General features: G+C 69.7%; 20 protein-coding genes and 2 pseudogenes. 5 read left to right on the top strand and 17 right to left on the bottom strand.

All coding sequences use genetic code 11. The features are described 5' to 3' along the window. The first annotated feature begins 4 nt into the window (after positions 1–4). Positions 5–349 (top strand): MmcQ/YjbR family DNA-binding protein, encoded by a 345-nt coding sequence (locus AAHM41_RS06665; protein WP_342235738.1) that lies wholly within the window; start codon positions 5–7, stop codon positions 347–349. 125 nt (positions 350–474) lie between these two features. On the opposite strand, the gene AAHM41_RS06660 is transcribed toward AAHM41_RS06665, so the two are convergent. Together AAHM41_RS06660 and AAHM41_RS40595 are read right to left on the bottom strand one after the other, a co-directional pair. Then, positions 475–1,620, bottom strand: coding sequence for an aldose epimerase family protein (locus tag AAHM41_RS06660; protein ID WP_342235737.1), 1,146 nt, complete (start codon positions 1,618–1,620; stop codon positions 475–477). Between the two features lie 297 nt (positions 1,621–1,917). Continuing rightward, positions 1,918–2,223: pseudogene (locus AAHM41_RS40595) on the bottom strand (IS66 family transposase); the annotation flags it as partial. A gap of 357 nt (positions 2,224–2,580) precedes the next feature. On the opposite strand from AAHM41_RS40595, the gene AAHM41_RS06650 reads away from it, so the two are divergent. Beyond that, positions 2,581–3,984 (top strand): calcium-binding protein, encoded by a 1,404-nt coding sequence (locus tag AAHM41_RS06650; RefSeq protein WP_342235736.1) that lies wholly within the window; start codon positions 2,581–2,583, stop codon positions 3,982–3,984. 176 nt (positions 3,985–4,160) lie between these two features. Here the strand turns inward: AAHM41_RS06650 and AAHM41_RS06645 are convergent, their stop codons facing one another. From AAHM41_RS06645 to AAHM41_RS06605, 9 genes are all read right to left on the bottom strand, one after another. Beyond that, positions 4,161–4,727: a cytochrome b gene (locus tag AAHM41_RS06645; protein ID WP_342235735.1), complete on the bottom strand. Its 567-nt coding sequence runs from the start codon at positions 4,725–4,727 to the stop codon at positions 4,161–4,163. A gap of 112 nt (positions 4,728–4,839) precedes the next feature. Next, positions 4,840–5,364: an RBBP9/YdeN family alpha/beta hydrolase gene (locus tag AAHM41_RS06640; RefSeq protein ID WP_342235734.1), complete on the bottom strand. Its 525-nt coding sequence runs from the start codon at positions 5,362–5,364 to the stop codon at positions 4,840–4,842. Between the two features lie 57 nt (positions 5,365–5,421). Next, entirely contained in the window at positions 5,422–5,838 is a 417-nt protein-coding gene (locus AAHM41_RS06635) for an iron-sulfur cluster assembly scaffold protein (protein WP_342235733.1), read from the bottom strand. Further along, entirely contained in the window at positions 5,835–7,481 is a 1,647-nt protein-coding gene (locus AAHM41_RS06630) for a molybdopterin-binding/glycosyltransferase family 2 protein (RefSeq protein WP_342235732.1), read from the bottom strand. Before AAHM41_RS06630 ends, AAHM41_RS06635 begins: the two co-directional genes overlap by 4 nt. Further along, positions 7,478–8,188: an XdhC family protein gene (locus AAHM41_RS06625; RefSeq protein ID WP_342235731.1), complete on the bottom strand. Its 711-nt coding sequence runs from the start codon at positions 8,186–8,188 to the stop codon at positions 7,478–7,480. The genes AAHM41_RS06630 and AAHM41_RS06625 overlap by 4 nt, the downstream gene beginning before the upstream one ends. Then, positions 8,185–8,505, bottom strand: a complete 321-nt coding sequence (locus tag AAHM41_RS06620; RefSeq protein ID WP_342235730.1) for an XdhC family protein — start codon at positions 8,503–8,505, stop codon at positions 8,185–8,187. The genes AAHM41_RS06625 and AAHM41_RS06620 overlap by 4 nt, the downstream gene beginning before the upstream one ends. After that, positions 8,502–9,758 (bottom strand): vWA domain-containing protein, encoded by a 1,257-nt coding sequence (locus AAHM41_RS06615; RefSeq protein ID WP_342235729.1) that lies wholly within the window; start codon positions 9,756–9,758, stop codon positions 8,502–8,504. The genes AAHM41_RS06620 and AAHM41_RS06615 overlap by 4 nt, the downstream gene beginning before the upstream one ends. Next, positions 9,751–10,314: a GNAT family N-acetyltransferase gene (locus AAHM41_RS06610; RefSeq protein WP_342235728.1), complete on the bottom strand. Its 564-nt coding sequence runs from the start codon at positions 10,312–10,314 to the stop codon at positions 9,751–9,753. The genes AAHM41_RS06615 and AAHM41_RS06610 overlap by 8 nt, the downstream gene beginning before the upstream one ends. Continuing rightward, positions 10,311–11,249, bottom strand: a complete 939-nt coding sequence (locus AAHM41_RS06605) for an AAA family ATPase (RefSeq protein WP_342235727.1) — start codon at positions 11,247–11,249, stop codon at positions 10,311–10,313. Before AAHM41_RS06605 ends, AAHM41_RS06610 begins: the two co-directional genes overlap by 4 nt. Positions 11,250–11,404: 155 nt before the next feature. Here AAHM41_RS06605 and AAHM41_RS06600 point away from each other — a divergent pair. Both AAHM41_RS06600 and AAHM41_RS06595 read left to right on the top strand, forming a co-directional pair. Next, positions 11,405–12,712, top strand: a pseudogene (locus AAHM41_RS06600) (aminotransferase class V-fold PLP-dependent enzyme). Positions 12,713–12,735: 23 nt separating this feature from the next. Next, the gene (locus tag AAHM41_RS06595; RefSeq protein WP_342235726.1) at positions 12,736–13,473 is read left to right on the top strand and encodes an SDR family NAD(P)-dependent oxidoreductase; all 738 of its coding nucleotides are present in this window, start codon (positions 12,736–12,738) and stop codon (positions 13,471–13,473) included. A 6-nt stretch (positions 13,474–13,479) separates the two neighbouring features. Here the strand turns inward: AAHM41_RS06595 and AAHM41_RS06590 are convergent, their stop codons facing one another. From AAHM41_RS06590 to AAHM41_RS06565, 6 genes are all read right to left on the bottom strand, one after another. Continuing rightward, positions 13,480–14,688, bottom strand: a complete 1,209-nt coding sequence (locus tag AAHM41_RS06590; protein WP_342235725.1) for an adenylate/guanylate cyclase domain-containing protein — start codon at positions 14,686–14,688, stop codon at positions 13,480–13,482. Positions 14,689–14,798: 110 nt separating this feature from the next. Further along, a complete protein-coding gene (locus tag AAHM41_RS06585; RefSeq protein ID WP_342235724.1) occupies positions 14,799–15,044 on the bottom strand; it encodes a type II toxin-antitoxin system ParD family antitoxin in 246 nt (81 codons plus the stop codon). A gap of 87 nt (positions 15,045–15,131) precedes the next feature. After that, complete coding sequence (locus AAHM41_RS06580; RefSeq protein WP_342235723.1) at positions 15,132–15,929, bottom strand: FAD binding domain-containing protein; 798 nt, start codon at positions 15,927–15,929, stop codon at positions 15,132–15,134. Positions 15,930–15,939: 10 nt separating this feature from the next. Beyond that, on the bottom strand, positions 15,940–18,300 hold the full coding sequence (locus AAHM41_RS06575) for a xanthine dehydrogenase family protein molybdopterin-binding subunit (protein WP_342235722.1): 2,361 nt from the start codon (positions 18,298–18,300) through the stop codon (positions 15,940–15,942). A 13-nt stretch (positions 18,301–18,313) separates the two neighbouring features. Next, a complete protein-coding gene (locus AAHM41_RS06570) occupies positions 18,314–18,805 on the bottom strand; it encodes a (2Fe-2S)-binding protein (protein WP_342235721.1) in 492 nt (163 codons plus the stop codon). 159 nt (positions 18,806–18,964) lie between these two features. Next, complete coding sequence (locus AAHM41_RS06565; RefSeq protein ID WP_342235720.1) at positions 18,965–19,750, bottom strand: SRPBCC family protein; 786 nt, start codon at positions 19,748–19,750, stop codon at positions 18,965–18,967. A gap of 240 nt (positions 19,751–19,990) precedes the next feature. On the opposite strand from AAHM41_RS06565, the gene AAHM41_RS06560 reads away from it, so the two are divergent. After that, the gene (locus tag AAHM41_RS06560; protein WP_342235719.1) at positions 19,991–21,376 is read left to right on the top strand and encodes a sodium:proton antiporter; all 1,386 of its coding nucleotides are present in this window, start codon (positions 19,991–19,993) and stop codon (positions 21,374–21,376) included. The last annotated feature ends 1 nt before the right edge of the window (position 21,377 follow it).

Raw genomic sequence — 21,377 nt, 5'->3', positions numbered from 1 at the left:
GGCGATGACCTTCGACGATGTCTGCGCCATTGCCCTGGCCTGGCCCGGCGTCGAACGGTCGACCTCCTACGGCACGCCGGCGCTGAAGGTGAAGGGCAAGCTGCTGACCCGGCTGCGCGAGGATGGCGAGACGCTGGTGGTGCCGGGCGTCGGCTCCGACGAGCGCGAGATGCTGATCGAGGCCGAGCCCGAGGTGTTCCACGTCACCCCGCATTACCAGGACTGGCCGATCGTGCTGATGCGCCTGCCGAAGGCCGACCCGCGGGCGGTCGAAGCCCTGCTGCTCCGGCGCTGGCGCGAGGCCGCGCCGAAGCGGCTGGTCAAGGAGTTCGACGCGGCGAAGGGTTGAGGTGCCGAAGGGCGGGACCGCCTTGCGCGTCGCGGCTTCCAGCGCCGGCCGGAGACCGCCGCCGCGTGGCACGGGCGCAGCGTCGACAATCTCGGCGGCGTGCGCTGGAGAACCAGTGATGTCGCTCAGTCTCGGTCGGTCGTGAAGCGGTGGACGGTTGTCGACTTGTAGACGTCACCGGGCTTCAGGACGGTCGAGGGGAATTCCGGATGGTTGGGTGAGTCTGGGAAATGCTGGGTCTCCAGGCAGAAACCGTCCGACTGGCGGTACATCCCGCCGCTCGTGCCCACGAGTGACGCGTCGAGGAAATTGCCGGTATAGAACTGGATGCCGGGCTCGGTCGTCGAGATTTCCATGACGCGGCCCGTCGTCGGCTCGCGGACCCGGGCAGCCAGACTCAGCGCCCCGACACTCGGCTTGTCGAGCACCCAGTTGTGGTCGTAGCCGCGCCCGAACACGAGCTGCTGGTCGTCGTTGCGGATGCGGGCGCCGATCGGAGTTGGGATGGTGAAGTCCATCGGCCCGCCGGCGACCTTGGCGATCTCGCCAGTGGGAATGAGGGTCGCGTCGACAGGGGTGACGGCCGAGGCGTTGAGCATGAGCTCGTGGTCGAGAATGCTGCCCGAGCCCTCGCCCGCAAGATTGAAATAGGTGTGGTTGGTGAGATTGACGATCGTCGGCTTGTCGGTCGTTGCCTCGTAGTCGATCCTGAGCTCGCTGTTGCCGGTCACCATGTAGGTCACCTTGGCGGTCAGCGTCCCCGGATAGCCCTCCTCTCCATCGGGGCTGGTGTAGGTCAGTTCGAGGCCGACGCCATCCGCACCCTGAATCTCCTTCGCCTTCCAGACCTTCTTGTCGAAGCCCGCGAGGCCGCCGTGAAGCGCATTCGGCCCATTGTTCGCGGCCAGCTTGTAGGTCTGGCCGTCGAGCATGAAGGCACCCTTGGCGATGCGGTTGGCATAGCGCCCGGTGATGGTGCCGAAATAGGGGTTCTTGGTGAGATAGTCGTCGAGCTTGGCGAAGCCCAGCGCGATGTTGCCCAGCTTGCCGTCCCGGTCGGGAACATTGATCGCATGGACGATCCCGCCGTAGGTGAGGATATTGACACTCATCTTGCCGTTGGTGAGCGTGTAGAGTTCGACCGCCGCGCCGTCTGGCGTCGTGCCGAACGGCTTTTTCTCGATCGACGCCGCCAGCGCATGCGGGCTGGCCATGAGACCTCCGAGCAGAACCGCCAGGGCCAGTGGCCCGGCAATGAATTTCGTATGCATGGTCTCGCTCCTAGGTGGCTCTTTGCCTGCCGCCTCAACCCGCCCCGGCGCCCGGGTCAGTCGGGCGGCGGTTGGTCGCGGTTCCCGCGAGTGGACGTCCCGCGCGACATAGCCGGGCGCAGCAGAGTCCGCCGATCGCGCCCAGCCCGGAGCCTAGGGCCGCGGCCCCGACCACTGTCGCCGCGCCGAGCAGCAACTTGATGGGAAACCAGACCAGCCTCATGGCGACGAGTGTCGCATGATCGCAATTGCAGTGGCAACGCTTGAGCCTAGACTCCTTTTCCCATCAGGCTTGCCTCATTGCCCTCCTGGTTCGGCAATGAACAAGCAGTCCGATGGGCAGGCCTCGCCTGGACGCAAGTGAGGTCGAAACGGAAAATAGTCGCACAATAGGGGGTGGCGACAAGAATGGATCGTAGGCATCCGGGAGGCGCGCTCGGCAGCATCGTTGCAGATCTCCAGCCAGCCGTTGCTGGTGTAGCGCGTCAGCGCCGCCAAGCGCGTGGTGGAATAGCGGATCGCCACGGCGAGCTTGCCCTTGGCGCTGGTCCGCGCCAGCGCGTCGTCGAACAGCCGGCGCAAGGCCGCGAGGATCACTTTCGTGGTGCGCCCCCAAACGCCTCGCCAGACATCCCTCCACTTTGTGAGTCAGACATTCAGATGTCGGACGCCTCCGAACATCTTTTGTAAGGACTCCGGAGTGGGCAGTGCAGATTTACAGTTATGACGAACCTCCCAGACACATTCATATCGCACTATTGTGATGTTGCCACTGGACTTCCCTCCCATAAATCGCATGTCTATTCCTGGAGTGGCGAGCAGGGAGAACCGATCTCGTCGGATGGCGGCTGCCGGTCCGACATGACCGTGTCCGGTCTGCAGGCTGTCCTCCATTCACCTCGGCTCGCCCGGCTCCGTGACGCCTAGCGGCACTCCTCATTCAGGCGGAGGGAATTCAGCATGGCTGCCATCACTGGAACCCCAGGTGACGATAACCTTCTGGGCACGGATGACGACGATACGATCGTCGGTCAGGCAGGCGACGACATCCTTCAGGGTCTCGGGGGCGCCGACATGTTCAATGGCGGGCCCGGCACAGACACGGTGGTCTCCTCCTCTTCGCCTGGTGCCGTCACGATCGACTTGGCCACCGGCGTTGGAAGAGGGAGCGATGCTGAAGGAGATATCTATGTCGGCATCGAAAATGTGAATGGCGGCAGCTTGAACGACACCGTGATCGGCGGCCCCGGCAATAACACGCTCGGTGGGCTCGGTGGTAACGACACGCTCCGCGGCGGCGCAGGCCCCGACAGGCTCGACGGCGGCGGCGGCTCGGATTTCGCCAACTTCCAGGGCTCCACGGCCGCGGTGACGGTCAACCTGCTCGCCAACACCGCCTCCGGCGGCGATGCCCAGGGCGACGCGCTGACTGAGATCGAGAACCTGTACGGTTCGAGCCGGGACGACGGCCTGACCGGCAGCAACAGCCGCAACATCGTTGGCGGCGAGCTCGGCAACGACGCGATCACGGGGAACGGCGGCGACGACTCCCTCTCGGGCGAGGCTGGCAACGACAACCTCGACGGCGGCGACGGCAGCGACCGGCTCGTCGGCGGCGCCGGCGTCGACACCACCCGTGGCGGTATCGGCAATGATTCCGTCGATGCCGGCAGCGAGAACGACACCGTCTTTGGCGAAGCTGGCGACGACCTTCTCTATGGCGGCGCCGGCGACGATCAGCTCGACGGCGCCGCCGAGAACGATATTCTCGAAGGAGCGGCCGGGTCTGACACGCTGACCGGCGGCGCCGGCATCGATACCGTCAGCTACGCCGGCTCCTCCGCCGGCGTATCGGTGAACCTCGCGACCGGCGCCGTGTCCGGCGGCGATGCCGCGGGCGACACGCTCAGCGGCATCGAGCAGGCGATCGGCTCGGGCGCCGACGATACGCTGACCGGCGATGCCGGCGTCAACGCGCTGTGGGGCGGGGCCGGGAGTGACGTCCTCACCGGCGGGGTGGGGGCGGACCTGCTCAAAGGCGGTGCCGGCAATGACAGCTTCGTCTGTACCAGCATCGGCGCCAGCACCGTGGCCGCCTCGGGCAAGGACACGATCGCCGACTTCGGGACCGGCGATCGCATCGACCTGTCGGCGATCGATGCGGACGGCAACGCCGCCAACGGCGACACCGCCTTTGCCTTCGGCACCGGCAACTTCACCGGTCAGCCCGGGCAAGTGCGGGTCGTCGACTTCGGGGGCGGTCACCAGGGCCTCTATCTCGACACCACCGGAGATAAGACGCCGGATTCGATCGTCAACGTCTATTCCGACCACGCCCTGACCACGACGGATTTCGTACTCTGAGGCCGGTTGGACTATCCCGGCCGAGACAACCGGCTGCACCGCGACAGGCGCCATATGGTTCATCTCTGGCACATCACCCTCAACACGGGCGACATCCGCAGATCGCCGCGATGGGAGGTCTCCGACGCGGCACTGATGGGGGGCGTGCCCCACCTACGCAAAGCGCTTACGAGGCATCAGCCCGGCAGCATCCGGCGCAGCACGCCGTCGCGCAGCGCGTAGTGATGGATCAGCGCCGCGGCGGCGTGCAGACCGGCCAGGGCGATGATGGTCCAGGCGACGGTGTCGTGCAGCCCGCCGATCGTCTGCGCCAGGTCATGGTCGGGCGCGAAGGCCGGCGGCACGTCGAACAGGCCGAAGAACTGGAACGGCTCGCCCTGCGCCCAGCGGAACAGGAAGCCGAGCGTCGCCTGCGCCGCCAGCAGCGCGTAGAGGGCCAGATGGGCTGCACTGGCCGCCCAGTGCAGCAGGCCGGCGTTCGCCGGCGGCAGGCGCCGTCCCGCGCTGCCGCGCCAGAGCAGGCGTGTGACCAGCACGGCGGCCAGCAGGATGCCGAGGGAGATGTGGAGCGATTGGCCGGCTTTGCGGATGTCGCGCGGGACGAAGCCCCAGCCCTCGGCCAGCAGGAAGAGCGTGACCACCAGCCCGGCGGTCAGCCAGTGCAGGGCGATGGTGGTCCGGTCGTATCGGCTCGCCGTCTGGTCGGTCTGCGCCGCGATTGCGGCGGCCGGCAGGATCGTCATCTGGTTGCTCGTGGCTGTGTCTGAGGTAGGCCCTGGGCCTCCGAGCCTGTTCGTCTATACAGCCAGCAGAGATACGATCAATAAGTAAGACAATTCGACGCAGCGCACAGCGTCACAGCCGCGCCATCAGCATGGCGAAGCGGGTCAGGCCTTCCGGCCAGGGGCCGTGGCCGCTGGCACCGTCGAGGCCGCCGGCGTCGCCGGCATCGACGAACTGGCTGCCCCAGGCAGCCGCGAGGTCGTCGGCCACGGCCAGGGCGCAGCGCGGGTCGCTGGCGCTGGCGACCAGCAGGGACGGGAAGGGCAGCGGGTCGCGCGGCACGTCCTCGTAGCCGGGCGCGCCGGCCGGGTCCGCCGGCGCCACCAGCAGCGCCCCGGCGACGCGGCCGTTCAGCCGCGCGGCGGCAAAGGCGACGGCCAGCACGCCCAGGCCGTGGGCGATCAGCACGACCGGCTTGTCGGCGGCGTCGACCGCGGCGGCCAGGGCCTCGACCCGGCTGTCCCGGTCCGCGGGGTCGTCGGCGCTGCCGACCCAGCGCGCGGTCTTGAGCCGCGACTGCCAGCGCGACTGCCAATGGCTCTCGTCCGGCGAGGCCAGGCCTGGGACCATGAGGATGTGGGCGTCGGAGGATTTCATCGATCTGCTGCAGTGCCGGGCGGAGAAAAACCTAAGTGTGCCCGACGCCGTCCGGGGTCAAGCGCCCGCCTTGTCCAGCGCCGCGGCGAGGGCCCGGAACGGCAGCTCGACGCAGTCGTGCCGGCTGCGCACGGCGCGGACCGGGGTGAAGATCTCCAATTCCGGCCAGGGCGGAGCCGCGCCCTCGCGCAGCATCGGCTTGATCGCAGCGGCCGTCTGGCGCAGCGCCGCCGGGGCCTGGCCGATCGCCTGCTCGGCGATCAGCGCGGCCGATGCCTCGCACAGCACGCAGCCGCGCACCAGATGGCCCAGCGTCGCCACCTTGCCGTCCACCAGGGTCAGGTCGATGGTCACCCGGTCGCCGCAGAGAGGGTTGTCGATCATCGCCGACCCGTCCGGCTCGGGCAGGCGTCCGGCGCCGGTCGCGGCCCGCGCCTTCTGCAGGATCGCCTGGTCGTAGAGGGCATCGATCATCGCGTCGGTACCTTGGCGGCGGTCAGGGTCGACAGCGTCTCGGGCGTGTCGACGTCGAACAGCACGGCGGTGTCGCCGGCCTCGATCTCGACCATCTCGTCGGCATGCTCGCCGATCAGGTGGCGGGCGCCGACATCGCCGGCGACCGACGCCATGGCCGGGAAGAAGCGGCGGTCCCACAGCACCGGGTTGCCGCGCTTGCCCTGATGGGTCGGCACCACGATCGAGCGGCCCTCCGTCGGCGCGTAGGCGGCGACCAGGCGCTCGATCAACCGCGGGCTGATCCGCGGCATGTCGCCGAGGCAGACCAGCGCGGCGTCGGTCTCGTGCGGCAGCGCCGCCAGTCCGGCGGCGAGGGAGGTGCTGAGGCCCTCGGCATAGCGCGGATTGGCGGTGAAGGTGACCGGCCGGTCGGCCAGCGCCGCCTCGACCTGCTCGCGCTCATGGCCGGTGACGACGACGACCGGGCCGATGCCCTTGGTGGCCAGCACGGCGTCGACCGCATGCGCCAGCATCGGCTTGCCCTCGACCGGGGCCAGCAGCTTGTTCAGCTCGCCCATGCGGCGCGACTGGCCGGCGGCCAGCACGACCACGCCGACATTCGGCGCATGTGGCATGCCATTGCCGTCGGCGGCGCGGTCGCGGGGCAGGGGGCGGCTGGGGATCTCGGCCAGCAGGCCGCCGACGCCCATCGCCATGACATCGAGGCGGGTGACGGTGAGTCCCGCCGCGATGCGCTGCAGCACCCAGTCGAAGCCGTTCAGCTTGGGCGAGCGGGCGCAACCGGGCAGGCCCAGCACCGGCATGGCGCCGATGCGGCCCATCAGGATCAGGTTGCCTGGGTCGACCGGCATGCCGAAATGCTCGACGATGCCGCCCGAGGCCTCGATTGCCGCCGGCAGCACGTCGCGCCGGTCGGTGATGGCCGAGGCGCCGGCGATCAGCAGCAGGTCGAGGCCGAGATTCTGCACCATGCGGATCTCGCTGGTCAGGGCCGGCGCCTTGTGGTCCGACCGGCGCTCGCGCGCCAGCGTGCCGCCCAGCCGGGCCAGCCGCTCCATCGTCACCTGGGCGGTCTTGTCCAGCACGCTCGGCTTGGTGGTCGGCAGCCTGGTCTGGATCAGCCCGACCTTCAGCTGCCGGTAGCGCGCCAGGCGCAGCGCCGGCCCGCGCTCCGGCAGCACCGACATCACCTCGACCAGCGACACCGCGTCGGTCGGCGCGGCGAAGGGGATGATCTTGATGGTCGCCACCATCTGCTTCGGCGCGACCTCGGCCCATTCCGGCAGGGTGGCGATGGTGATCGATTCGTCCAGCCGGTTCAGCCGGTCGATCCGCTCGCGGTCGATCACCACGATACCGGCCCCCTCGGCATAGAGGTTCACCCGGCCGGTGAAGGCGGCGCTGGCGCTCAGCCCAGGCCCCTGCACGGCGGCGGCGACCCGCTCGGCCGCCTGGTCCTCATGGATGTCGCCGCGCTCCAGCCGCGCCGCCTGCACCTCCTCGACGCCGGCGGCCTTGAGCGCCGCGATGTCGGCCTCGCTCAGCCGCCGGCCCTTGCGGAACAGCGTGCCGGCAGCGGCGACGGTGTGGGCCAGGATGGCGCCTGCGGCCTCGGCGACAGGCAGGGAGCCGAAGATCACGCGGGGGCCTTTCCGTGCGGTCCGGCGCCGTGCAGCACCGCGATCATCTGCGCCATCACCGAGATCGCGATCTCGGCCGGGGAGACGGCGCCGAGGGCAAGGCCGGCTGGCCCGTGGATCCGGGCCAGCGCGTTGGCGCCGTGGCCGCGCGCGGTCAGCCGCTCGATCCGCCCGGCATGCGTCTTACGGCTGCCGAGCGCGGCGATGTAGAAGGCCGGGGAGCGCAGCGCCACGTCGAGCGCCGGGTCGTCCAGCTTGGGGTCGTGGGTCAGGGTGACGACCGCGGTGCGGCCATCCGGCTTCAGCGCGGCGAGGCCGTCATCCGGCCATTCGGTGCTGACCTTGACGCCCGGGAAGCGTTCGTCCGAGGCGAAGGCGCGGCGCGGGTCGATCACGGTGACGTCGTAGCCGGCCAGCGCCGCCATCGGCGCCAACGCCTGGGCGATGTGGACGGCGCCGATGATCGCCAGCCGCAGTGGCGGCACGAAGGCCTGGATGAACAACTTGCCGTCCGCGGCGGTGCGGCTGCGATTGTGCCGGACCGCCTCCTCGATCGCGCTCTGCAGCGTCTTGTCGACCGGCAGGTCGCCCAGCACCGTGTCGTCGACCACCAGGGCCTGGGCGCCGCTGGCCAGATCGGTGACCAGCGCGGCGGTCCGGTGCCCGGCCCGGGCCGCCTGCAGCGCATCGAGGATCTCGCGCTTCACGACAGCCGCTCGACGAAGACCTGGACCTTGCCGCCGCAGGCCAGGCCGACGTCCCAGGCCTGCTGGTCGGTGACGCCGAAATCGAGCAGGCGCGGCTTGCCGTCCTGCATCACCTCCAACGCCTCGCGCACCACGGCGCCCTCGATGCAGCCGCCGGAGACCGAGCCCTGCATCCGGCCGTCGCCGTCGATCACCAGCTGGCTGCCGGCCGGGCGGGGCGAGGAGCCCCAGGTCGAGACCACGGTGGCCAGCGCCACCGGGCGACCTTCGGCGGCCCATGCCGAGGCCTGGGCCAGCACATCGTCATGATCGGTCATTGCACCATCTCCTGCTGGGCGGCAGCAAGATGCCGCCACCTGGCCATGCGCCGGTCGCCGCGCATCGGGTCCTCGGCCAGCACATCCACCAGCGCGGCCAGGCTGGCCAGGCTGTGGACCGGTCGGAACTCGTCGACATGCGGCATCATGGCGCGCGCCCCCATAGATCTTGGCGCATAGCCGTCCCAACGCAACAGGGGGTTCAGCCAGATCAGCCGGCGGCAGCTTCGATGCAGCCGGTCGATCTCGTCCTCCAGCCGGTCGCCGGCGTCGCGATCAAGCCCGTCGGTGATCAGGATCACCACTGCGCCCTGGCCCAGCACGCGGCGGCCCCAGACCCGATTGAACTCGGCCAGGCAGGCGCCGATGCGGGTGCCGCCGCCCCAGTCCAGCGCCGCCCGGCCGACGCGGTCGAGCGCGTCGTCGACGTCGCGGCGGCGCAGCTGCCGGGTGATGTTGGTCAGCCGGGTGCCGAAGACGAAGCTGTGCACCCGGTCGCGCTCGGTCGTCACCGCATGCAGGAAATGCAGCAGCATGCGCGAATACTGGCTCATCGAGCCGGAGATGTCGCACAGCACCACCAGCGGCGGCGGGCGTTTGCGGCGGATGCGCCGTGCCAGGTCGATGGAATGGCCGCCGGCGCGCAGCGACTGGCGCAAGGTCTGGCGCATGTCGACCAGCGGCGTCGAATGGTGCGGGGCATAGCGCCGGGTCGGCACGTCGCGCACCGGCAGGCGGAAGCGCGCGATGGCGGCTCGGGCGCGGGCCAGCTCCTCGGCGCTCATCTGCTCGAAATCCTTGTGCTGCAGCTTCTCGCGCTCGGAGAAGGTCAGGCTGGCGTCGACCTCCAGCTCCGGCGGTTCCTCGGCATCGTCGGGCGCCTCGCCGCGGCCGGGCTGGTTGCGGTCGGCGAAGGCCTCGGCGACCCGACGGTTGACCGCGCGCTCCTCCTCCTTGCCGGTGCGAATCTGCGGCAGCATCAGCGTCATGGCGCGCTTCAGCATGTCCGGGTTGCGCCAGAACAGGTGGAAGGCCTGGTCGAAGATCTCGCGCTGGTCGCGCCGGTTCACCAGGGTCGCATGCAGCGCCCAGTAGACATCCTGCCGGCTGGCGATGCCGACCGTCTCCAGCGCCTCCAGCGCCGCCAGGGTGCGGCCGGGCCCGACCGGCAGGCCGGCAGCCCGCAAGGCACGACAGAACTGCATGACGTTGAGGGCGAGGCGGCCGCTCTCCGCCGGGGCGGGATCAGCCATGGCGGCCGCTCCACTCCTCGGCGATCAGGGCGTAGACGACGTCGTCGCACCATTCGCCCTTGGCCCAGATCGAGCGCCGGAAATACGCCTCGCGCCGGAAGCCCAGCCGCTCGAACAGGGCGATCGAGCGGGTGTTTCGCGGGTCGATCGACGCCTGCAGCCGGTGCCGGGCCTCCTCCGTGAACAGGCGGCGGATCAGCGCGTCCAGCGCCTCGGTGGCATGGCCGCGCCCCTGGGCGCCCCCGGCGAAGGTGACGCCCAGCTCGACCAGCCGCGGCTCCCCGGCCAGGACGTGGATGCCGATGTCGCCGAGCAGCCGGTCGTCCGTCCGGCCGGCCACGGCGATCTGGAACCACTGCCCCGGCAGGCCGTAGGAGGCCACCTCCATCCCGGCGACGAAGGCCTCGGCCTCCTCCCGGCTGCAGCCGTCCCAGCCCTGCCAGCGCGCGACCTCTGGATCGTCGCGATAGGCGCGGAACGCCCCGGCATCCCGCGCCGCGATGCGCCGCAGGACCAGGCGGTCGGTCCGGATCGGGGCGAAGCCGCCGTCGCTCATACCGGCATGGTCACCGCGGCGGCAGCCGCGGCGTTGATCTCTGCCCGCATCTCCGACAGCAGACGTGCCGCCTCGGCGCCCTGGATACGCTCGATGTCGTCCTGGTACTTCAGGATGGTGCCGAGCGTGTCGCGCACCACGTCGGGGTCCAGCTCCAGCACGTCCAGCTCGGTCAGCGCCTGCGCCCAGTCCAGCGTCTCGGCCACGCCCGGATGCTTGAACAGGTCCATCCGGCGCAGCTTCTGGACGAAGGCGACGATCTGGGCGCTCAGCGCCTCCGGCGTGCCCGGGGCCTTGGCGTGCAGGATGGCGCGCTCGCGCTCCGCATTCGGATAGTCGACCCAATGGTAGAAGCAGCGGCGCTTCAGCGCGTCGTGGATCTCGCGGGTGCGGTTCGAGGTGACGATGACGATCGGCGGCTCGGCGGCCCTGATGGTGCCGAGCTCCGGGATCGTCACCTGGAAGTCGGATAGCACCTCCAGCAGGAAGGCCTCGAACGGCTCGTCGGTGCGGTCCAGCTCGTCGATCAGCAGCACCGCCGGGCCGGCGACATCCGGCTCCAGCGCCTGCAGCAGCGGCCGGCGGATCAGGAAGCGCTCGGCGAAGATGTCGCTCGCCAGCTGGTCGCGGTCCTGCACGCCGCCGGCCTCGGCCAGGCGGATCTCCAGCATCTGGCGCTGGTAGTTCCACTCATAGACCGCGGCGGCGATGTCGAGCCCTTCATAGCATTGCAGCCGCACCAGGCGGCGGCCCAGCGTCGCCGCCAGCACCTTGGCGATCTCGGTCTTGCCGACCCCGGCCTCGCCCTCCAGGAACAGCGGCCGCTTCAGCCGCAGGGCCAGGAACAGCGCGGTCGCCAGCGGCCGGTCGGCGACATAGTCGCCGCGCGACAACAGGGCGAGGGTCTCCTCGACGGAGGCAGGCAGAGCGTTCATCGGACGAATCCCAATTTTCCGGCAGGATACGGGCATGGACGGGCAGGGGCCAGTGCCACCGCTGCCGCGGGGCGTCACGCGGTTGTCATCGACCCGTCGTCAATTCGTCGCCGCCAGCATGGTTCCTTCCGCGGTCTCGAAGAGGAGAGAGACCGATGATCGACACTGCCTTCGCGATCCGCCGCCGGACGCTGGTCGGCGGCCTGGCCGCCGCGGCCGCGCTGACCCGCGCAAGGACCGTCGACGCCGCCGTGCTGCCGGCCGCGCCCGAGGGGGCCGACCTGGCCCGGAACGCCGCCTATTGGGACGAGGTGCGCAAGCTCTATGCGGTGACCGGCGAGATCACCAATCTGGAGAACGGCTACTGGGGCATCATGGCCGAGCCGGTGCGTCGCGAGTATCTGCGCCTGACCGACATGGTGAACCGCGACAATTCCTTCTATGCCCGGGCCAAGTCGGGCGCGGATCTGGAGAAGGTGCGCCAGGCCGTGGCCGCGGCGGTCGGCGCGGCGCCGGAGGAGATCGCCCTGACCCGTGGCGCCACGGAGGCGCTGCAGCTGCTGATCGGCAACTACAACCGGCTGCAGCCGGGCGATACGGTGATCTATTCCGACCTCGACTATGATTCGATGCAGTATGCGATGAACGCGCTGAAGGCCCGGCGCGGCGTCGAGGTGGTGAAGTTCGCGCTGCCGGAGCCGGCGACGCGCTAGGCCGTGCTGGACGCCTATGCGCAGGTCCTCGCCGCCAACCCCAAGGCCCGTCTGCTGCTGCTGACCCACATCAGCCACCGCACCGGGCTGGTGATGCCGATCGCCGAGATCGCGGCCATGGCCAAGGCGCGCGGCGTCGACGTGGTCGTCGACGCCGCCCATTCCTGGGGGCAGATGGACTTCCAGGTGACCGACCTGGGCGCAGATTTCGTCGGCTTCAACCTGCACAAATGGATCGGCGCGCCGCTCGGCGTCGGCTTCCTCTACATCCGGAAGAACCGGATCGCCGACATCGACCGCGACATGGGCGACGAGGACTGGCCGGAGGCCGATATCCGCTCCCGCGTGCACACCGGCACGGTGAACTTCGCCGCCATGCTGACGGTGCCGCAGGCGATCGCCCTGCACCAGGAGATCGGCGCCGCGCGGAAGCAGGCGCGGCTGCGCTATCTGCGCGACTACTGGGTGTCCCGGGTGAAGGGCTTCAAGGATCTCCAGATCCTGACCCCGGACGAGCCCGGCAGCTATGGCGCCATCACCTCGTTCCGCCTGGCGGGCCGGATCGACAAGGCGGCCAACGATGCGATCGTGGCGACGCTGCGCGACAGCCATGGCGTGCTGACGGTGCGGCGGGCCGGCGTTGCCGCCGGTCAGTGCATCCGGGTGACACCGGCTCTGTTCACGCGGGAGGCCGACCTGGACAGGCTGGTGCGGGCGCTGGCGGCGGTGACCGGCTCGACGGCCGGGTAGGTCCAGGTGCTAGACTGGTCGGCATGACTGACTTGAAGAACCGGGCGGCCCTGGTCACCGGCGGCTCACGCGGCATTGGCAAGGCGGTCGCCCTGGCGCTGGCCGGGGCCGGGGCGGCGGTTGCCGTGAACTATCGCGAGCGCGGCCAGGAGGCGGAGGCCGTCGCCGAAGCCATCCGAGCAAGCGGTGGCCGCGCCGCCGCTTTCGGTGCCGACGTCTCGCTCCGCGCCGCCGTGCAAGGCATGATCCGCGACGTGGAGGACCGCCTCGGCCCGATCGACATCCTGGTCAACAATGCCGGCATGGCGTCGGTGCGCGGCCTCGACGACATCACGGAAGACGATTTTGACCGCGCCATCGCGGTCAACCTGAAATCCGCCTTTCTCTGCAGCCAGGCCGTCCTGCCGGGCATGCGGGCGCGGCGCTGGGGCCGGGTCGTCAACATCTCCTCGATCGGCGCGCGCATCGGCTCCGGCTCGGTCAGCATCGCCTATGCCGCCGCCAAGGCCGGGCTGGAAGGCCTGACGCGCGGCTATGCCCTGCGGCTGGCGCCGGAGGGCGTCACGGTCAACGCCGTGGCACCGGGCCTGGTCGACACCGAGATGGGCCAGCCGCTGATCGAGGCGGGAGTTGCCGCCCGCATCCCGGTCGGGCGCAGCGGCACGGCGGACGAGATCGCCCGGGCGGTCATGCTGCTGGTCGACAACGGCTACATCACCGGCCAGACGGTCGCGGTCAACGGCGGCTCGCTGTTCTCCTGAGGCGGGCTACGCCGCGTCCGGGATCCTCTCGCCGCGCAGCTCGGCGGCCGGGGTGAACAGCTCCTGCGGCTGCGCCACGCCGCGCAGCCGGCGACTGCCGGCGGAAACGAGGCGCACCGGGCTCAGCTCGGCGAAGCGGGCCGAGGTCAGGATCCGCCGGCCGACCAGCTTGGTCATCTGCTCGATCCGGGCCGCGCGGTTCACCTCCGGCCCGACCACGGTGAAGTCGAGCCGGTCGGGCGCGCCGATATTGCCGAAGATCACCTCGCCGACATGCAGCGCGATCCCCGCGTCGATCGCGTCCAGCCCCTCGGTGCGGCGGCGGTCGTTCATGGCGTCGAGGCCGGCGAAGGCGTCCAGCGCGCCGATCAGACCGCGGGCACAGGCCTCCTCCGCCGCCTCGCCGTCGCCGAGGCGGAAGATGGCGAGGATGCCGTCGCCCATGAACTTCAGCACCTCGCCGCCGGCGCCGTGCACCGCGCCGACGACGATGGTGAAGTACTCGTTCATCAGCTGCAGCAGCGCGTCGCGCGGCGTCGCCTCGGCCCGGGCGGTGAAGCCGCGCATGTCGCAGAACAGGATCACGGCCTCGAGCGACCGGGCGCCGCCGCGGACCACCTCGCCCTCCAGGATCCGCCGGCTGGCCTCGCGCCCGACATAGGTCTCGAGCAGGTGGGCCATCTTCTGCCGGTCGATCATGATCTCGCAGACGGCGCCGAGCGCGGGCAGGATGCGCTGCACCAAGGCGATCTGGTCGGCCGAGAATCCGTCCGGATGGTCCGAGACCATGCTGAAGCCGGTGGTCCGCGGCTCGTCGGTGCCGAAGCGCATCGGCATCAGCACATAGTCCGCCGCGCCCTGGTCGTGCAGCTCCCGCAGCAGGGGGAATTCCAGATCCGCCTCGGGGCCGACCAGCCGCCGGCGCACCATCCGGCCGGTGCGGTGCAACAGCCCCATCGGGCTGTTGTGATAGATCGGACCGTCCGCCCGCTCACGCTCAAACCGGATCTCGCGCACTTGGCCCAACGCCGGCCGCCATTCATAGGACGCCGAGCTGATCAGGGGGTGGAATTGCGGCAGCAGGAAGCTCAGCCGCCACAGCGGGAACCCGGCCCGGACCAGGCGCTGGGCCAGCTCCTGCAGCACCGGGGCCGGCGAGGGCAGGGCGCGCGCCGGCCCGAGCAGCCAGCAGATGATCTCGTCGGGATCGAGCATCAGTTCAGGATGGGATATGAGCGAGATTTCGGGAAGGGGGCAGAGCAGGCTTTAGATGTCCGCCGTCTTCAGGATGGCGATCCGATCTCACCGGCCGCTGCCTGACCGCTTCACCCGATGTCACGCTGCCGGCGCATCCGACGCTTGAAGGCTGCGGCGTCGAGGGGTGCGGGTTCCCCGCTTGCGACACCCTCCGTGATTGCGGTTTGCATCGCGGCGACCGCTTCTGTTCGCTCCCGATCCTTGCGGATCAGTTCCTGGATGTAATCACTGACATTCCCATAGCGGCCGCTCTCGGCCTGTCTTTCAGCCCATGCCTTCACGGCGTCCGGTAGGGACACATTGATTGTGGCCATGGCGCCCTCACGCGGTGACCCCGTCAGGATATGACAACGGCCTGCCCCCGTCTCCCGGAGACAGGCCGTCCATCGGGAGCACGAGGATCAGCCGGCGGCCTGGACCGCCCGCTTGGCCATCACCTTGACCAGATGGGCCCGGTATTCGGCCGAGCCGTGGATGTCGCCGTTCATGCCGCCGGGATCGACCGACAGCCCGTCCAGCGCCGCCGCGGAGAAATTGCCGGCCAGCGCCTGCTCGGCCTCGGCCCAGCGGAACACCCCGTCCGACCCGGCGCCGGTGACCGCGACGCGGATGCCGCCCGCGGTCTTCGCCACGAACACCCCGACCATGGCGTAGCGGCTGGCCGGGTTGTCGAACTTGATGTAGGCCGCCTTCTCCGGCTTCGGGAAGTGGATCGCGGTGATCAGCTCGTCTTCCGCCAGCGCCGTGGTGAACAGGCCCTGGAAATAGTCGTCGGCTGCGATCTCGCGCTTGGTGGTGCGCACCGTGGCGCCGAGCGCCAGCACCGCCGCGGGATAGTCGGCGCTGGGATCGTTGTTGGCGACCGAGCCGCCGAGGGTGCCGCGGTTGCGGACCTGGGCGTCGCCGATGTCGCCGGCCAGGGTGGCGAGGGCGGGGATCACCCGCTGCACCACGTCCGAAGCCGCAACCGCCGCATGGGTGGTCATGGCGCCGATGGTCAGGCCACCATTCTCCTCCTTGATCCCCTTCAGCTCGGCCGCGCCGCCGAGGTCGACGACGTCGGAGGGCGAGGCCAGGCGCTGCTTCAGCGTCGGGATCAGGGTCATGCCGCCGGCCAGGAACTTGCCGTCCGAGGCGGCGGTCAGCTTGGCCACCGCGTCGGCCGCGGAGGAGGCCTTGTGGTAGTTGAAGGCATACATGGTCGTCTCCTCACTCGGCGGCCAAAGCGGGGGTGTGGATCGCCCGCCACACCCGCTCCGGCGTCGCCGGCATGTTCATGTCGCGGCCGATCGCATCGGTGATCGCGTTCATCAGCGCCGGCGGCGACGCGATCGCCCCGGCCTCGCCGCAGCCCTTCACCCCGAGCGGGTTGGAGGGGTTGACGGTCTCGATCATGCCGACCTTGAAGCTCGGCAGGTCGTCCGCCCGCGGCATGCAGTAATCCATGAAGGATCCGGTCAGGAGCTGCCCGGTCTCCGGGTCGTAGGCGCAGTTCTCCATCAGCGCCTGGCCGATGCCCTGGGCCAGACCGCCATGGACCTGGCCTTCGACGATCATCGGGTTGATCACCCGCCCGAAATCGTCGACCGCCGAATAATTGGCGATGGTGACGACGCCGGTGTCGGGGTCGATCTCGACCTCGCAGATCTGGGTGCCGGCCGGGAAGGTGAAGTTGATCGGGTCGTAGAAGGCGCTCTCCTCCAGCCCCGGCTCCACCCCCGCGGGATAGTTGTGCGGGACATAGGCGGCGAAAGCGACCTCCTGGATCGTCTTCGCCCGATCGGTGCCGGCCACTGTGAACTTGCCATCCTTGAACTCGATGTCGGCCTCGGCCGCCTCGAGCTGGTGGGCGGCGATCTTCTTGCCCTTGGCGATGATCTTCTCCGCCGCCTTGACAATGGCGGAGCCGCCGACGGCGAGCGAGCGCGAGCCGTAGGTGCCCATGCCGAACGGCGTCTTGTCGGTGTCGCCATGCACGACCTCGACCTGGTCGGCCGGCACGCCGAGATAGCTCGACATCAGCTGGGCGAAGGTCGTCTCGTGACCCTGGCCGTGGCTGTGGCTGCCGGTGTGGACGGTGACGTTGCCGGTCGGGTTGAACCGGATCTTGGCCGATTCCCACAAGCCGACGCCGGCGCCCAGCGACCCGACCGCGGCCGACGGCGCGATGCCACAGGCCTCGATGTAGCTGGAGAGGCCGATGCCGCGCAGCTTGCCACGGCTGGCGCTCTCGGCCTTGCGGGCCGGGAAGCCGGCATAGTCGGCCAGCTTCAGGGCCGCCTCCAGCGCCTGGGGATAGTCGCCGCAATCATAGGTCATGATCACCGGCGTCTGGTACGGGTACTGGTTCGGCTGGACGAAGTTGCGGCGGCGGATCTCCGCCGGGTCCAGCTTCATCTCGCGCGCCGCCAGCTCGACGATGTGCTCGATGACATAGGTCGCCTCCGGCCGCCCGGCGCCGCGATAGGCGTCGACCGGCGCGGTGTTGGTGTAGACCCCGTCGACCTCGCAATAGATCGCCGGGATGGCGTACTGGCCCGACAGCAGCGGCGCGTAGAGGAAGGTCGGCACGCAGCTGGCGAAGGTGGACAGATAGGCGCCGAGATTGGCCGTGGTGTGCACGCGCAGGGCCAGAAACTTGCCGTCCTGGTCCAGCGCCAGCTCGGCATGGGTGACGTGGTCGCGGCCATGCGCGTCGGCCAGGAAGCTCTCGCTGCGCTCACCGGTCCACTTCACCGGCCGGCCGACCTTCTTGGCCGCCCAGACGCAGACCGTCTCCTCGGCATAGATGAAGATCTTCGAGCCGAAGCCGCCGCCGACATCGGGCGCGATCACCCGCAGCTTGTGCTCCGGCGCGATGCCGATGAAGGCGGACAGCACCAGCCGGGCCACATGCGGGTTCTGGCTGGTGGTGTAGAGGGTGAAGCTGTCCGAGCCGCGGTCGTATTCGCCGATCGCCGCCCGCGGCTCCATCGCGTTCGGGATCAGCCGGTTGTTCTGCAGGTCCAGCTTGGTGACATGGGCGGCACGGGCGAAGGCGGCCTCGACATCGGCCTTGTTGCCCAGCTCCCACTCATAGACCGTGTTGCCCGGGATGTCGTCATGCACCAGGGAGGCGGCGCTGCGGGCGCTGTCGGTGGCGACGACGGCCGGCAGCTCTTCGTAGTCGACCTCGATCTTCTCGGCCGCGTCCTTGGCCTGGTCCTTGGTCTCGGCGATCACCACCGCGACATGGTCGCCGACATAGCGGACCTTGCCCTGGGCCAGGGCCGGGTGCGGCCCGGCCTTCATCGGCTCGCCGTTCTTCGACTTGACCAGCCAGCCGCAGATCAGCCCACCGACCTTGTCCTTCGCCAGGTCGTCGCCGGTGAACACCGCCAGCACGCCGGGCGCCGCCTGGGCCGCGCTGGTGTCGATGCCGCGGATCCGGGCATGCGCCACCGGCGAGCGCAGGAAATAGGCATGCGCCTGGCCGTGGCGGTTGATGTCGTCGGTGTAGTGACCGTTGCCGGTCAGGAAACGATAATCCTCCTTGCGGCGCAGCGGAGCGCCGATGCCGTCGGATGCCATGACCGCGCCCCCCTCATTCGGCCGCAACGCGCTGGCCGCCGGATTTGGCGGCGCAGTCGAGAACGGCCTTGACGATGTTGTGGTAGCCGGTGCAGCGGCAGATGTTGCCTTCCAGCCAGTCACGGACCTCGTGCTCGGTCGGGTTCGGATTGGTCTGCAGCAGGTCGACCGCGCTCATCACCATGCCGGGCGTGCAGAAGCCGCATTGCAGGGCGTGATTCTCGCGGAAGGCCTCCTGCATCGGGTGCAGCGTGCCGTCGGCGGCGGCCAGGCCCTCGATCGTGGTCACCGAGCTGCCTTCGGCCTGGACGGCCAGCATGGTGCAGGACTTGACCGACCGGCCGTCGACATGGACGACGCAGGCGCCGCACTGGCTGGTGTCGCAGCCGACATGCGTCCCGGTCAATTGCAGGTGTTCGCGCAGAAGCTGGACGAGCAGTGTGCGCGGTTCGACCTGCCGCGTCACCGACCTCCCGTTCACCGTCAGGGTCACGGTGGTGGTCATCAAATCCTCCCAAGCTGGCGTCGGGCCGCCGGGCACCGGCTGCGGCTGTTGCACGCCGCTTGCAGTCCCCGATCAGGCCACCCGGAACGAAGGCTAGGTTTGGTCGGACGATCGGTCAAGCCGGCCGAGAGTACGGTTCCGCCTGCGTTACGAGCGCAGTCACAAAAACCAGTACAGCAGCACCAGCACGATCACGATCAAGGCCGTGATCCAGACCGCCGGGCTCAGGCCCCCGCGGCGCTCCTCGGCCGGGGGCGGCGGGGCGGGGCGGGGCGGCGGCGCGACAGCAGGCGCGGGCTTCGGCGCCGGCCCGGCCGCGGGCACCGACCCGGCCGCGGGCACCGGCTGCGGCGCCGGAATCGGCTCGGCGGTGGCGAAGCTCGGGGCCTCGGCTGGGCTCGGCGGCGTCACCACCGTTTCGGCCGGGACCGGAATCGGCACCGGGATCTCGGTCGCGGCCGCTGGAGTCGGGGCCGGCGCGGAGGCCGTGGCGGCGTCGCCGGCGCGCTGCTGCATCTCGGCGGCGAAGCGGGTGAAGAAGTCGTCGGCCATCTTCTTGGCGGTGCCGTCGATCAGCCGGGCGCCGAGCTGGGCCAGCTTGCCGCCGATATTGGCCTTCACGGCGTATTGCAGCAGGGTGCCGTCGCCATCCTCGACCAGCTTGACGTCGGCGCCGCCCTTGGCGAATCCGGCGGCGCCGCCCTTGCCCTCGCCGGAGATGGTGTAGCTCTCGGGCGGGTTCAGGTTGGACAGGGTGACCTGGCCGCCGAAGCTGGCCTTGACCGGCCCGACCTTGGCGGTGACGGTCGCCGTCATCTCGGTCGGCGAGGTCTTCTCCAGCGTGTCGCAGCCGGGAATCGACCGGCGCAGCACCTCGGGGTCGTTCAACCCCTCCCAGACCACCGACCGCGGCGCCGCGATCCGATGCTCGCCCGTCATCTCCATGGCACGATTCCTTGTCGTCTCGAGCCGGCCGGCTCCGTCCTGTCGAAGCTAGTGCGGCCCACCGGCCGCGACAACCCTACCTTGGAGGCGTGACGATCAGGTCGCCCGGAAAGGGTTGGCCGCCCACGTCTCGATCGCCATACTCCGGCCGCCTGAAGCGGGAACGAAGAAGGGGTATTCATGCCGGTGACTCGACAGGCCCGCCGCTGCGTGGGAGGCGCGGCGGGAGCGCTAGCCCTCTTGTCGATCGCACCGGCTCGCGCGGCCACGGAGGGCGCCCCGCATCTGGATGGATCGGGGCTCGGCCTGGCCTGGATCATCCCCTTTGTCGGCATCCTGCTGTCGATCGCGCTGTTCCCGCTGGTCCGGCCGCATTTCTGGCACCACCATTTCGGCAAGGTCGCGGCCTTCTGGGCTCTGGCCTTCCTGGTGCCCTTCGCGGCGGTCCATGGCGCCGAGCTGGCGCTGTACGAGGTGCTGACCGTCGCGCTCACCGAGTACCTGCCCTTCATCATCCTGCTGGCGGCGCTGTTCGTCGTCGCCGGCGGGGTACGGCTGAAGGGCACGCTGGTGGGCACGCCCGCGGTCAATCTCGGCATTCTTTTCGTCGGCACCGCGATCGCCAGCTGGATGGGCACCACCGGCGCCTGCATGCTGCTGATCCGGCCGCTGCTGCGCGCCAATGAGAACCGGCGCTACCGTGTCCACACGGTGGTGTTCTTCATCTTCCTGGTCGGCAATATCGGCGGCGCGCTAACGCCGCTGGGGGACCCGCCGCTGTTCCTCGGCTTCCTGCAGGGCGTGTCGTTCTTCTGGCCGACGGGGCACTTGCTGCTGCCGATGCTGGTCTGCGCAGCGATCCTGCTGGCGCTCTATTTCGCCATCGACACCGTGCTGTTCAGGCGCGAGCACGCGCTGCGCGAGGTGCCGCCGGAGCCGCGCGTGCCGTTCGGCCTGGAGGGCGGGATCAACCTGCTGCTGCTCGTCGGAATCATCGGCGCCGTGCTGCTGAGCGGCGTCTGGAAGCCGGGCATCGCGCTGACCCTGTATCACGTGCCGGTGCAGCTGGAGAATCTGGCCCGCGACCTGGCTCTGCTGGCGATCATCGGCTTGTCTTGGGTGCTGACCAGCCGGGACAGCCGGCGGCTGAACGACTTCAACTGGTTCCCGATCGTCGAGGTCGGCAAGCTGTTCGCCGCGATCTTCGTCACCATCGTGCCGGCGATCGCGATCCTGCGGGCCGGGCGCGACGGGGCGCTGGCCGATCTGGTCGACCTCGTCGGGGGCACCGGCGAGCCGAACAACCTGGCCTATTTCTGGCTGACCGGGGCCCTGTCCAGCTTCCTCGACAACGCGCCGACCTATCTCGTCTTCTTCAACATGGCCGGGGCCGACGCGCAGCACCTGATGGGGCCGCTGGCGACGACGCTGGGCGCCATCTCCGCCGGCGCCGTGTTCATGGGCGCCAACACCTATATCGGCAACGCGCCGAACTTCATGGTGCGCTCGATCGCGCAGGAGCGCGGCGTCGCCATGCCCAGCTTCTTCGGCTACATGGCCTGGTCCTGCGGCATCCTGCTGCCGCTGTTCGCGCTGGTGTCGCTGTTCTTCTACGCGGGGCCATAGG

The organism is Inquilinus sp. OTU3971, from assembly GCF_038440215.1.
Note: the sequence above shows the minus strand (reverse complement) of the source record. Positions and strands in the feature narration are given on the sequence as shown.

Bases quoted from the DNA above. Each gene is read 5' to 3' on its own strand.
- AAHM41_RS06615 (WP_342235729.1), bottom strand. From the start codon at position 9,758: ATGGCTGATCCCGCCCCGGCGGAGAGCGGCCGCCTCGCCCTCAACGTC.
- AAHM41_RS06605 (WP_342235727.1), bottom strand. From the start codon at position 11,249: ATGAACGCTCTGCCTGCCTCCGTCGAGGAGACCCTCGCCCTGTTGTCG.
- AAHM41_RS06565 (WP_342235720.1), bottom strand. From the start codon at position 19,750: ATGGAGATGACGGGCGAGCATCGGATCGCGGCGCCGCGGTCGGTGGTC.
- AAHM41_RS06610 (WP_342235728.1), bottom strand. From the start codon at position 10,314: ATGAGCGACGGCGGCTTCGCCCCGATCCGGACCGACCGCCTGGTCCTG.
- AAHM41_RS06570 (WP_342235721.1), bottom strand. From the start codon at position 18,805: ATGACCACCACCGTGACCCTGACGGTGAACGGGAGGTCGGTGACGCGG.
- AAHM41_RS06660 (WP_342235737.1), bottom strand. From the start codon at position 1,620: ATGCATACGAAATTCATTGCCGGGCCACTGGCCCTGGCGGTTCTGCTC.
- AAHM41_RS06650 (WP_342235736.1), top strand. From the start codon at position 2,581: ATGGCTGCCATCACTGGAACCCCAGGTGACGATAACCTTCTGGGCACG.
- AAHM41_RS06580 (WP_342235723.1), bottom strand. From the start codon at position 15,929: ATGTATGCCTTCAACTACCACAAGGCCTCCTCCGCGGCCGACGCGGTG.
- AAHM41_RS06590 (WP_342235725.1), bottom strand. From the start codon at position 14,688: ATGCTCGATCCCGACGAGATCATCTGCTGGCTGCTCGGGCCGGCGCGC.
- AAHM41_RS06585 (WP_342235724.1), bottom strand. From the start codon at position 15,044: ATGGCCACAATCAATGTGTCCCTACCGGACGCCGTGAAGGCATGGGCT.
- AAHM41_RS06575 (WP_342235722.1), bottom strand. From the start codon at position 18,300: ATGGCATCCGACGGCATCGGCGCTCCGCTGCGCCGCAAGGAGGATTAT.
- AAHM41_RS06635 (WP_342235733.1), bottom strand. From the start codon at position 5,838: ATGATCGATGCCCTCTACGACCAGGCGATCCTGCAGAAGGCGCGGGCC.
- AAHM41_RS06665 (WP_342235738.1), top strand. From the start codon at position 5: ATGACCTTCGACGATGTCTGCGCCATTGCCCTGGCCTGGCCCGGCGTC.
- AAHM41_RS06640 (WP_342235734.1), bottom strand. From the start codon at position 5,364: ATGAAATCCTCCGACGCCCACATCCTCATGGTCCCAGGCCTGGCCTCG.
- AAHM41_RS06595 (WP_342235726.1), top strand. From the start codon at position 12,736: ATGACTGACTTGAAGAACCGGGCGGCCCTGGTCACCGGCGGCTCACGC.
- AAHM41_RS06620 (WP_342235730.1), bottom strand. From the start codon at position 8,505: ATGACCGATCATGACGATGTGCTGGCCCAGGCCTCGGCATGGGCCGCC.
- AAHM41_RS06645 (WP_342235735.1), bottom strand. From the start codon at position 4,727: ATGACGATCCTGCCGGCCGCCGCAATCGCGGCGCAGACCGACCAGACG.